General features: G+C 28.8%; 14 protein-coding genes. 5 read left to right on the forward strand and 9 right to left on the reverse strand.

Annotated elements, in window-relative coordinates:
* Position 1: 1 nt before the first annotated feature.
* The 8 genes from KI686_RS03600 to KI686_RS03635 all read right to left on the reverse strand — a co-directional run bounded on the left by KI686_RS03600 (position 2) and on the right by KI686_RS03635 (position 6,312).
* Positions 2 to 763: a YHYH protein gene (locus tag KI686_RS03600; RefSeq protein WP_237587905.1), complete on the reverse strand. Its 762-nt coding sequence runs from the start codon at positions 761 to 763 to the stop codon at positions 2 to 4.
* A 40-nt stretch (positions 764 to 803) separates the two neighbouring features.
* Positions 804 to 1,904: a YHYH protein gene (locus tag KI686_RS03605; protein WP_237587906.1), complete on the reverse strand. Its 1,101-nt coding sequence runs from the start codon at positions 1,902 to 1,904 to the stop codon at positions 804 to 806.
* A 140-nt stretch (positions 1,905 to 2,044) separates the two neighbouring features.
* A complete protein-coding gene (locus KI686_RS03610; protein ID WP_237587907.1) occupies positions 2,045 to 3,463 on the reverse strand; it encodes a CotH kinase family protein in 1,419 nt (472 codons plus the stop codon).
* Positions 3,464 to 3,478: 15 nt separating this feature from the next.
* Positions 3,479 to 3,772, reverse strand: a complete 294-nt coding sequence (locus tag KI686_RS03615) for an EF-hand domain-containing protein (protein WP_237587908.1) — start codon at positions 3,770 to 3,772, stop codon at positions 3,479 to 3,481.
* A gap of 133 nt (positions 3,773 to 3,905) precedes the next feature.
* Positions 3,906 to 4,421 carry a Spy/CpxP family protein refolding chaperone gene (locus tag KI686_RS03620; RefSeq protein ID WP_237587909.1) on the reverse strand — a complete coding sequence of 172 codons (516 nt, stop codon included), beginning with the start codon at positions 4,419 to 4,421 and terminating at the stop codon, positions 3,906 to 3,908.
* A gap of 5 nt (positions 4,422 to 4,426) precedes the next feature.
* Entirely contained in the window at positions 4,427 to 4,753 is a 327-nt protein-coding gene (locus KI686_RS03625; protein ID WP_237587910.1) for a hypothetical protein, read from the reverse strand.
* A 62-nt stretch (positions 4,754 to 4,815) separates the two neighbouring features.
* Complete coding sequence (locus tag KI686_RS03630) at positions 4,816 to 5,394, reverse strand: RNA polymerase sigma factor (RefSeq protein ID WP_237587911.1); 579 nt, start codon at positions 5,392 to 5,394, stop codon at positions 4,816 to 4,818.
* A gap of 87 nt (positions 5,395 to 5,481) precedes the next feature.
* The gene (locus tag KI686_RS03635) at positions 5,482 to 6,312 is read right to left on the reverse strand and encodes a mechanosensitive ion channel family protein (RefSeq protein WP_237587912.1); all 831 of its coding nucleotides are present in this window, start codon (positions 6,310 to 6,312) and stop codon (positions 5,482 to 5,484) included.
* A 127-nt stretch (positions 6,313 to 6,439) separates the two neighbouring features.
* Here KI686_RS03635 and KI686_RS03640 point away from each other — a divergent pair, with 127 nt between their 5' ends.
* From KI686_RS03640 to lipA, 5 genes are all read left to right on the forward strand, one after another.
* Positions 6,440 to 6,643: a membrane or secreted protein gene (locus tag KI686_RS03640; protein ID WP_237587913.1), complete on the forward strand. Its 204-nt coding sequence runs from the start codon at positions 6,440 to 6,442 to the stop codon at positions 6,641 to 6,643.
* A gap of 16 nt (positions 6,644 to 6,659) precedes the next feature.
* Positions 6,660 to 7,763, forward strand: coding sequence for a glycosyltransferase (locus tag KI686_RS03645; protein WP_237587914.1), 1,104 nt, complete (start codon positions 6,660 to 6,662; stop codon positions 7,761 to 7,763).
* Positions 7,754 to 8,317, forward strand: coding sequence for an RNA polymerase sigma factor (locus tag KI686_RS03650; protein WP_237587915.1), 564 nt, complete (start codon positions 7,754 to 7,756; stop codon positions 8,315 to 8,317). The genes KI686_RS03645 and KI686_RS03650 overlap by 10 nt, the downstream gene beginning before the upstream one ends.
* Positions 8,318 to 8,370: 53 nt before the next feature.
* Complete coding sequence (locus KI686_RS03655; RefSeq protein WP_237587916.1) at positions 8,371 to 9,171, forward strand: DUF4393 domain-containing protein; 801 nt, start codon at positions 8,371 to 8,373, stop codon at positions 9,169 to 9,171.
* A gap of 192 nt (positions 9,172 to 9,363) precedes the next feature.
* Positions 9,364 to 10,233 carry a lipoyl synthase gene (gene lipA / locus KI686_RS03660; RefSeq protein ID WP_237587917.1) on the forward strand — a complete coding sequence of 290 codons (870 nt, stop codon included), beginning with the start codon at positions 9,364 to 9,366 and terminating at the stop codon, positions 10,231 to 10,233.
* Between the two features lie 259 nt (positions 10,234 to 10,492).
* On the opposite strand, the gene KI686_RS03665 is transcribed toward lipA, so the two are convergent.
* Complete coding sequence (locus KI686_RS03665; protein WP_237587918.1) at positions 10,493 to 11,785, reverse strand: dipeptidase; 1,293 nt, start codon at positions 11,783 to 11,785, stop codon at positions 10,493 to 10,495.
* Between the last annotated feature and the right edge of the window lie 311 nt (positions 11,786 to 12,096).

Here is a 12,096-nt window from a genome sequence, read left to right on the forward strand (position 1 = left end):
TTTAATAACCTTGGTAAGGACCTTCGAACAAGATATAAGAACCCGTAGTAGAATACAATTCATTAATAATATGATAATGATATTCTCCATCAGGATTATGTTGTGTTGGACCAAAATGACCACCAGACGCATCTAAATCTGTTGGATATTCATTTGATGGATAATCTCTTCTTCCATAAATAAAAACACCATCTAATAAAATACCTACTAAATTAGAATCGTCATATGAAAAAGCCTTTGGCTCTAAATGATAATGATAAACACCCGGACCAATGTGTCCGCCTGTCCAATCTAAACTTCCTGCTGCGGCATCTAAAGCTCCATTTCCTTCTTGATCATTAAAAATAGAAGCTCCACTAACAGCAATACCAATTGTATTTAACTCTGTACTAACTGTACTACCTGTTAAATTAGGTGTTGCATCTACTGTTATTGTTACTGCGTTATTGTTACTAGACATTACAGAAGGAGTAGTTTGTACATCTGGCTCATCTAAATACAAATCATTTCCTTCTCCCCAATAAACAGTTTCATGATCTGGCAAACCTGTTGTTTCTATAGTTACTGTAGTACCTCCGTTAGATAAATAAATATCTGTAGCATCTGTATTAAATTCTGCAAATGCAGCATGTAATTCTGTTAAAACTCCATCATCTGTACTTGTGTCTATATCTAAATCAGATTCATTATCTGATGTACATGAAATAATTATTGAAAATAATATTCCTAAAAAAGCTGTTGTTTTTATAAATTGGTTTTTCATTTCTTTGTTGGTTATTTTAAATATTATTATTGATAAAATATTATCTTCTTCCTTTTTCTAATTCTTCTTTTGTTAGAAAACCATCATTATTGGCATCTAATCTAGAAAACTGATCTGTTAAAGGTCCTTTTACTTCTTCTTTAGCTAACTTTCCGTCTTTATTAACATCCATAACATCTAACAATTCACTAAAACTTCTTGGTTGTCTTCTATTTTCACCTTGCCCTCTTTGGCCTTGTTGTCTACCATTTGCAGGTGGCCCTTTTCGTTCTTCTTCTTTAACCTCTCCCATTAAACATCTACTTATATAAGGAAACTCGTTAGTTACTAAATAAACATATTCACCATCTATTGTAGTTCCGTTACATTCGTCTAAATCTCCGTAACCTACCACGTATTCAAAATCAGAACCATAAGTTCCGTCATGATGTCCATCAACTGAAATACTTATTGATTGTTTAGGGTTTGTATAGTTACAATCTTCTCCTTCTCTTGTACCATCTAATAATTTATAACTAGATTTATAGGCACCGCTTTTAGAGTAATAAATAGGAAAACCATCATGTGCAAAACCAATATGTACTAAATCTTTACCTGTATCTAAATCTTCTATAACAGATGTTGGTGTACCATGATAATGATAAGCTCCTGTTGGTTGTACATGTGCATGATTAAAATCTAAACCCAAGTCTATAACATCTTGTAAAGCTTCTACTCTATAGTTTTCTCCAGTTTCACAAACAACAACTTCTGCTGTACCTGGCTCAAACTTTACTCCATTTAAAGCAACACCCGGTTCTCTAACCCATGTTGGTTTATCATTTAACTTTGGTGTTGTAGAAAATGTATAGGTTCTATTTTGAGCAGAAATAGTGTTAGGGTTTCCTTTTCTAGGAAACTCTCCCGTTTTATGATTTGGTAAAGAATTAGTTACCATAGTTCTAACTCCATTATTTACTGTTACAATGGTTTTTGTGCCAAAATTTTCATCTATAAGACTATAAGAATCAAAATAATCATTTTCTAAATGAGTATGATCTGAAACACCATTATGTGAGTGTGTATGACTTGCTTTCTGTGTTTTACAACCACTTAACAAAACACAAATTGTAATAACCGAAATAAAATATATCTTTTGCATTTTTTTTATTTTATACTTATTTAGATGATTTATATAAATTTAACTTGCGGTAATTGTAAATATTTTTTTTTAAAAAAAGGCCTCATGATTTCTCATGAAGCCAAAATTAACCAAACCAAAAATTTATTTATTTCTTTACTTTAATCTAAATAATTATTTACCGCCGTAGTTCTAGAGGTTACATGAGATTTTAATGTGCTTATTGCAGAGTAAAAACTAGAACTACTATTTAAAAATGTGTATCCACTAACTTCTGAAGTTGCATACTCTTCAACTAAAGTTTGATAACTTGTATATAAAGCTTGCATTGTAGTCTCATTAAAAGGGCCTTCTATTACTTCTTTAACATAGGTATCATATTTTTCTTTATAAACATCATCTTGATACATATAACCTATTAAAGGCCAACTAGATGAACTTAATCCTGAAAAATTTAAAGGTAAAGCTCCTTGCTGATTACCAGTTTGTAAAGCTTCGTTATTATCCCAAGGAATCCATGTTAACTTACCGGTTTCTGGACTATTATATAAATAATAATTATGTGTCATTCTACCATAAGTATCCCAATTTTGTATTACTGTATTTACTGCTAAATATTTTAAGAAAACTTCTGTATCAAAAACTGCATCTAAATTTGCTCTCCAAGTTTCTGGGTCAGATGTTCTACTTCCATCATTTATAATATCATACAAACTTGCTACATCAGAAAAATCTGCCTCATCTTCATTATTTTTCTTTACCAATTCATCTTCATCATAAGTACCACTAGCAAAAGAAGCTGCATCACCATCTGGTTTATATAAATTACCGTCTCCAGAAGAAAATTGAGTGTCTATAACGGTATCATCTACTTCTTCTACCAAAGTATATAATCCAAAATATTCAGGTCCATCTCCATGATCTACATAAAGCGTATAAAAAGCGGTATTAGATGCTGCTAAACCATAGTTCTTAAAAACATCTGTAGCTACTTTTTCTCTTAACATAGAATCATCATTGTAGTTATTTTTAAGACTAAATTTTTTAAAGCCGTAAAAACGTTGGTTTTTTATTTGAGGATAATCATCTTCAAACTCATCAAAATCTAATTTAAAAGACAATTTTAATATACCGTTAGACCAAGAACTTGCTAAACTAGAGTTTCCTTTAAAACGCAAACCAACTCTGTACCATTGTTTGCCTTCATAATAAACTTCTCCTGGCACAAAAATTGGATCATCATCATCGTCAGAAAAACTTCCTCTTCCGGTTCCAAAACTTCCGTACAAAGAAGTCATATCATCTAACATAGTTTGCCAACGCTCTTCTGTAATAACAAAGTCTAATCTTTTTACAGTATTGTCTTCAAAAACCTCATCAAAATCTGGCTCTACATCATTACTATGTGTTGCTTCTGTCCAGTCTGTTGCTTCAAAATCTGTATCGTCAATTGTTACTTCAATATCGTCATCATCATCACTTGTGTTATTATCTGTATTAATATCTTCTGTTCCCGAACATGAAAAGATAATTAGTACTAAAAAAGAAGCAAATATTATATCTTTTAAATTTTTCATCATTTTTTATTCAATATATTAATCTCTTGGTCTTTCTTTTCTCTCTGGTTTTGGAGCATTTTTTATTTCTTCTTCTGATAAAAAACCATCTTCATCTTTATCAATCTTTTTAAAGTCTTCTTTTAATGGACCTTTTGCTTCTTCTAAAGAAATTTTTCCATCTTCATTTGCGTCTAAATCTTTTAAAAGTTGTTTAAAAGTTGGTGGTCCTTTTGGTCTTTCTTCAGAATTGTTAGATTGTGCATAAGATGTTGCTGATACTGCTAATGTTAATCCTAAAATTGCCAAAAATTTATTTGCTGATTTTTTCATTTTTTATTGTTTTTTTAAGTTTATAAAAGTTTAGATGTCTGTTTTTAAAAAAACTTGTGCACGTTAACTTTACTTTAACAAAAAAGCTCTGTTAATAATTTAACAGAGCTTTTTTGTACATATATATTGTGGTTTACCTTGGCGGCGGCATACCTTCATTAGGGGGTTGCATACCTCCTTCTCTTGGCGGAGGCATTCTTTGACCTTCTTGACGAGGACCTCCTTCTCCACCAACACCTCGTATGGCTTGTTTTATTAGCTTATCTATCTTTATTGCTTGTTCTTCTGTACAAATTGTTCTTACTTTTTTAAAAAAGTTAAAAACTTCAGATTCTTTTTTAGCTTCTAAAAGTCCTATTTTATTAGTTAGAGAATCGATATTAAAATTTTCTTGTTGAAACGAATTAAATAAAACATCTTTTTGAGACATAATTGTTTTATCTAAGCTCATCATTAAACTTCTATGCTCTTTATCTAACTTTTTAAATTGTTCTGTTTGAGTTTCTGAAAAATTTAATTGTTCTGGTAAAAAAGTTCTTTCTTTAAACGCTCTTTTACTTTCATGCGGTTTCTTAATTATCATAAAAATTAAAAAACCATTTAAGAGTACTAAAAAAATTAATAAAATAGGTAGTAGTTTTGATTTCATAATTGTTAATTTAAAATAGAAGTACTACTAGATTGAAGAGAATACTCTTGTGCAAAAGCCTCTATATCTGATGTTGACGAATTATTTGAACTTGTAGAGTTATTAAAAACATAAAAAATTGTTCCAAAATTTAATAACAATACAATACATAATGTTGCTAACTGCAATTGTGGAGTAAACCAAAATAATAATGATTTCTTTTCTTCTTTTTCTTCATTTAGTTTTTGTAAAACTTTATGCTTAAAAAAATGATTTACCTCAACCTTTTCTATTGCATCTAATACTTTAAAAGTATCATCTACTTGCTGATTTATATATTCTTTATTTTCCATCTTTATTTATTCTAAACAATGACTAATAACTACTTAGATGCATTTTTTTTAAAAAACTTGTGCTAAATTTCTAATTTATAAAAATTTTCTAATTTAACCTGTAAATTCTTCTTTGCTCTAAACATTACAGACTCTACAGACGATAAACTTTTGCCTGTAATTTCTACTATTTCTTGATAGCTTTTACCATCTATTTTTGCCAATGTAAAAACAACTCTTTGTGCTTCTGGCAAAGTATTTATAGCCTTAAAAATAATTGCAGATTTTTCTTTATTTTCTAATAAAATTCCTGGATGATTTACCTCTGTAAAATAACTTGTTTTATCTATAGGAATTTCATTACCAATAATCGTTTGCATAAAAGCAAATCTTTTCTTAGTATTTTTTTTCCTTATAAACTCTAAACATTTATTTGTAGCTATTTTATAAATCCAGGTAGATAATTTAGAATCTCCTTTAAACTTATTTATAGATCTAAATACTTCTAAAAAAACTTCTTGGGCAACATCTTCTGCATCTTCTTTATTTGGAATAAAAGAGATACAGGTACCAAAAACTTTTTGCTGAAAATCAGTTATTAACTGGCTATAAGCAGATTGTTTTCCTTCTTTAAGGTTATTTATAAATTGTTGTTCTTCCAAATTTTTAAAAAAAGTAAACATACAAAAAAAGACTGCTTTTTGTAACAGTCTTTTTTAAATAATTTTATCTGATAGTTTTCTATTGCTTTATTTAGTTATTGTTACAACTCTTTGTGGCAAAGGAGCTTCAAAATTTGCACTGGTTAAAGCCTCTACAATTTGTTGTCTAGTATCCCAATATACATCCCAATAATTTTCACACTTTACATAAGGTAAAGCCAATAATTCTATACTATTATTTCCTAAATTATTAACGGCAACTCTTGGCGCTTTAGCAGCTTCTTGTATAACGTTTTTATCATTTTTTAAAACATCTAAAACAATTTCTTTTGCTTTTTTAATATCAGATCCATATCTAATAGCAAAAGGCATATCTACACGTAAACTACCCACCTTAGTTAAATTGGTTATTTTATTTGATGTTATTGATGAGTTAGGAATAATTTCTGTTTCATTTTGAAAAGTTTCTATAACAGTAACAAAAACAGATATTTCTTTTACAAAACCAAACGCACCATTTGTTTTAATTAAATCTCCTACTTTAAAAGGTCTAAAAATTAACAACATAATTCCGGAAGCAACATGCCCTAATGATCCATTAAATGCTGCACCAATTGCCACACCTACACCTGCTAATAAAGCGGCAAAAGAAGCCATTGGCAAACCTACAATACCAGCAATAGATATAATTAACAAAAGTTTTAGTAAAAAACCTAAAGTTGTAAGTAAAAAAGGCTGTAAAGTTTCATCTATTGTTCTTTTTTCAAACACTTTAGAAATTGCTTTTATTACTATTCTAATAATCCACAGACCTATAATTAACGCGCCTATTGCACCTAATAATTGTAACCCCCAATTTCCTAGACCAGAAGAAATTGAATCGTAAAAGCTTTGAAAAGAATTTGTAATTGTATCCATTAAATAAAGTTTAATAAGTTCAAAAATTATGACCCTGCCATTTTTAAAAAGTCACAAATAAAATATTACCCGTAGTTTTTTTAATTAGAAAATAAGAATATGTATCTTTGCACTATAATTACTTTTTATGAAATTATTATTGCTTACATTAGGGTTACTAGGTCTTGGCGTTGCAGGGATTGCAATTAAAATTTGGGCAAAAAAAGATGGTAAATTTGCAGGTACTTGTGCTAGCCAAAATCCGATGCTTAACAAAACTGGAGAATCTTGTGGTTTCTGTGGTAAAACACCAGATCAGTTTGAAACTTGTTCTGAACCAGAACATAATTAATATACTTTTTTACTAAATGATTTTAACTGTACTTTTCTACTTATTTGTAGTTTTTACAGCAATTCAAATTATTTATTATCTTGTCTTTTCTTCTTTTTTATTTGATAAAGAAAAAGAAAGAAATAGTTTTTCTAACGTACCTATTTCTGTAATTATTTGCGCTAAAAACGAAGCTAAAAACCTTCAAGAATTTTTACCCTCAATTATAAATCAAGAATATTCTAATTTTGAAATTGTTTTAATAAACGATGCTTCTTTTGATGATACGTTAGATATTATGGAATCTTATCAAAAGCAACATTCTAATATTAAAATAGTTAATGTAGAAAATACTGAAGCTTTTTGGGGTAATAAAAAATATGCACTAACTTTAGGTATTAAAGCTGCAAAAAACGATCATCTTTTATTTACTGATGCAGATTGCAAACCTGTTTCTAAACATTGGATTTCTGTAATGAGTAGAAATTTTTCGCAAAAGAAAACAATTGTTTTAGGTTATGGTAAATATAAAAAAGAGAATAAATTAGTTAATCTTTTTGTTAGATTTGAAACACTTTTAACCGCTATTCAATATTTTAGTTATGCTAAATTAGGATCTCCTTACATGGCTGTAGGTAGAAATTTAGCATACAACAGAAATGAGTTTTTTAATGTAAAAGGCTTTATAAATCATATACAGATTAAATCTGGTGATGATGATTTATTTATACAAGATGCAGCTAATAAAAAAAACACAACTTACTCTTTATCTAAAAAAAGTTTTACAGAATCTATTGCTCCTAAAAATTTTAAAGAGTGGTTTCGTCAAAAAAGAAGACATATTTCTACTGCTAATCATTACAAAAATAAATTTAAGTTCTTTTTAGGCTTATTCTTTATTTCTAAAGTTTCATTTTTTTTGTTAGCAATATTATTATTTTTCTTTTTCTCTTGGCAAATAATATTACCAATTGTACTAATCTATTATATAGTACAATTTACAGTTATTGGTTTTGCTTCTAAAAAACTAAAAGAACCTGTAATTGTTTTTTTCTTGCCTTTTTTAGAAATTGGTCTTCTCATATTTCACTTATCAATTTTTATTACTAATTTGTCGTCAAAACCAAATCATTGGAAATAAACAACAATATACTTAAAGTAAATATTTCTAAAGCTAAAAGCGGTAATCAATCTGCTTTTAAATACCTTTTAGATACTTTTTGGTCTTCTGTTTATAATTATCAACTAAAAAGAACTAAAAGTGAAAACGAAGCAGAAGATATAACTATCCAAACTTTTTCTAAAGCTTTTGATAAAATTGATACTTATAATGAAAAATACACATTTAAAACTTGGATAATTACAATTTCTAAAAATGTTCATATAGATTTAATCAGAAAAAAAAACATCTCTATAACAGCAGATACCTCTAAAGAACAAGAAGAAAAAGCTTACTTGGTAATTGATGAAAGTCCTAGCCCAGAAGACAAAATTATTACCGAACAAAATTTGGCAAAACTCTTAAGAGATATTAAACAGTTAAAACCTAAATATCAAGAAATAATTCAATTACGTTATTTTCAAGAACTATCTTACAAAGAAATTTCTGAACAAATAAACGAACCTATGAATAATGTGAAGGTGAAACTTTTACGTGCCAAAAAATTATTGTCAGAAATAATTCGTAAATCTTAATCAAAAGCTATTATTTTAATACACACAAGTTGGCATTAATTTAGAAAAACAGAATGGAAGCAGGAAAAGAATTAATTGGATTAGTAAAAGATGTACCACAAGTCCTAACAACAATTTATACAGATTTAGCACAGCCTGGAGTTAAAAAAGTAGGAACAGCTCTTGAAACCGTTTTAGAATTTAGTACTGCATTCTTGTTACCTGTTAAATTATTAAATGAAAAATTCAAATTAAACTTTGAAAAGAAATTAAATGATTATAAAGAAAAACTTGAAACTATTCCAGAAGAAGACTTATGTGAAGTAAACCCTCAAATTGGAACTCCAATAATTGATAAACTAGGTTACACAACAAATGACGAGATTTCCGATTTATTTACAAGTTTACTCACCAAAGCTAGTTCAAATAAGACTGTGAATTTAGCTCACCCAAGTTTCGTACAATTAATTGAACGTCTTTCCGTTGACGAAGCTAGAATTATAAAACATTTATTACATAAGGATTATATTCCTTGCATTTCTTATAGAGCACATATAACTGAAAACAAAGGGTTTCACGAAATCCTTCGAAATGGGACTTCATTACCTTCTGATGTAAAGCTTATGTTTCCCCAAAATATAAATACTTATTTGGACAATTTAGTAAGTATGGGAATTCTTGACATTTCTCACCAACTTCATAAAATGGACAATAAACTTTACGATTCTTTATCTGTAATTTATGAATATGAACAAGTAAACAAGAGCTATACTGAGTCAAAAGCATTTACAAGAGTGGAAAAAAAGAAAAGTTACTTTCAGATAACAGATTTTGGAAAGAATTTTATTAAAGCTTGTTCATTTGAAAAAAACTAATGCCAACACCGTTAATAATTAATTTACTGGTTTTTTAACTACTTACTAAAGCTCTCGCGGACTTTCTATCTGTGATTTATTTGTTAACTTTAGTGCTTAAACCACGCAACTAACCGTACACAAATTACTTCCCTTTATAACTCTACATTTTTATATTTTCCTTTGTATATTTGTATTTAAATTTACATTAATATGGCGATAGAATCTGTAGTACTTCCAGAAAAACAAAAAAAACCAAAATGGCTACGTGTAAAACTACCTGTTGGTAAAAAATATACAGAATTAAGAACCTTAGTAGATAAATATAAATTAAACACTATTTGTACAAGTGGTAGTTGCCCTAATATGGGTGAATGTTGGGGAGAAGGAACTGCTACTTTTATGATTCTTGGTAATATTTGTACGCGTTCTTGTGGTTTTTGTGGAGTAAAAACAGGAAGACCAGATACCGTAGAATGGGATGAACCAGAAAAAGTTGCCCGTTCTATAAAACTTATGAATATTAAACATGCAGTAATTACATCTGTAGATAGAGACGACTTAAAAGATGGTGGTTCTATTATTTGGGCAGAAACTGTAGAAGCTATTCGTAGAGCAAACCCAAATACAACTTTAGAAACTTTAATACCAGACTTTCAAGGAAACACTAAGCAAATAGATAGAATTATAGAAGTACATCCAGAGGTGGTTTCTCATAATATGGAAACTGTTGCTAGGTTAACAAGAGAGGTACGTATACAAGCTAAATATCAAAGAAGTTTAGGTGTTTTAAAATACTTAAAAGAAAACGGTATGCGAACTAAAAGTGGTTTAATGCTTGGTTTAGGTGAAAAGGAAGAAGAAGTTATACAAACTATGAAAGACTTAAGAGAAGTTGGATTAGATATTATTACTATTGGCCAATACCTACAGCCTTCTAAAAAGAATTTACCTGTAAAAGAATTTATTACTCCAGAACAATTTAAAAAATACGAGACTATTGGTTTAGAAATGGGCTTTATGTATGTAGAAAGTGGTGCTTTAGTGCGTTCTTCTTACAAAGCACACAAGCACGCTAATTAACTTTAAATTAAGTTTCATTTTACAAAAAATTAACGATTCCTCATTTGGAGTCGTTTTTTTTGTTAAATAAAAACTAAAAACCAATTTTATGCTGTAAATATTAAATATTTGATTAATTTTGCAATGTAATTATGTTACAAAAAGTGTTTGAAAACAACTTTGTAAACTGTTTTCATTGTGTAAATTATTTGAATTAATTGAATTAAAAAACCATCTTTAAAAAAGATGGTTTTTGTTTTTATAATATTTTCTACTAAGCTTAAGCTTTTTCTTCTGCTTGTATTTCTTTAGCAACTTCTGCAACCTCATCTAAAACACGTAATAAATTACCATTCCAAAGTTGTTCTATTTGCGCTTCTGTATAACCTCTTTTTACTAATTCTACAGTTACGTTTAATGTTTCAGAAGCATCATTCCATCCTTCTACTCCACCACCACCGTCAAAATCAGAACTAATACCTACATGATCAATTCCTATTTTTTCAACTAAATAATCTATATGATCTACAAAATCGGCAACATCTACAGGTGACACTTCTGTATCTCCCATTTTACTTTTAGCTTCTGCAGATAATTTCATATAAATATCAATAGCTTTTTCACGTTCTTTTCCTTTAAGCTTTCTTATTTCTCTTCTTGGTGTTAAAGTTAAACCTTGCTCTTCTGCCAAAGTTTCAATCACTTTTATTAGTTCTTCTTTATACTTTGCATCTTTTTCTGTGTTTACATAAGAACTAAAAGCAACTGTTTGTACAACTCCTCCGTTTTCTTTTAACCAACCTAATTGTTCATCATCTAAATTTCTACTATGATCACACAAAGCTCTAGCAGAAGAATGAGACGCAATAATTGGTGCTTTAGAAAGCGCAATCATATCTTGCATAGATTTTTTAGAAGGATGTGAAACATCAATCATAATTCCCCATTTATTCATTTCTTTAATCACTTCTTTCCCCAAATCGCTAACTCCGTTATGCAACCAAATACTATCTTTTTCTCCAGTATTAGAATCACATAATTGGCTATGTCCATTATGAGAAAGACTCATATATCTTGCTCCTAAATCGTAAAATTGCTTTACTCTAGAAATATCTTTACCAATAGGATATCCGTTTTCTACACCAATCATAGCTACTTTTTTACCAGATGCATAAATTTCTCTTGCTTCTGCAGATGTTGTAGCCAAACCAATTCTTTCTGGGGCAATTTCTTCTGTAAGTTTATGTATTGCATTAAATTTACTCATTGCATTTTCATAAGCTTTTGCATATCCTTCTTCATTTAACTCACCTTGTCCTGTGTAAACAATAAAATATGCAACATCTAACCCTCCTTCTTCCATATTAGGAAGATTAACTTGATTTGTTAATTTTTGAGTGTAATTAATTGAATCTGTAAAGTTAGATACGTTAATATCTACGTGGGTATCTAAAGTCATCACTCTTTTATGAATTGATTTTGCTTTAGATAAAAAATCTTCTTCTTGTTTTTTTTCTTCTTTTTTACAAGAAGTAACAACTACTAGAAGTAACAGTAATTTTAGGTATTTCATAATAAATATTTGAATTGAATTGCCTAAATATACTAAAGAATTAAAAGATAATTTTGTTAAAAAAAAGCCTCTTTTAATTAATTTGAATATGGTAAAATATCCCACTTTTAAATGTGATAATTACAAATATCATCTATGTTTTTTATGAAGTAATATTTTTAAAAAAAACAAAATCGGCTAAAATTATATTTTTAACCGATTTAGTACTAAATCTTACAAGTCCCCCAACTTATAAAAATTCTTAATTCTTTAAACTATTAAAATGAAACGTTATTTACTCTTTATTTATAAACCCGAGATAAATAACTTTG

This window comes from Polaribacter sargassicola, assembly GCF_021991835.1.
Classification (GTDB): Bacteria; Bacteroidota; Bacteroidia; order Flavobacteriales; family Flavobacteriaceae; genus Polaribacter; species Polaribacter sargassicola.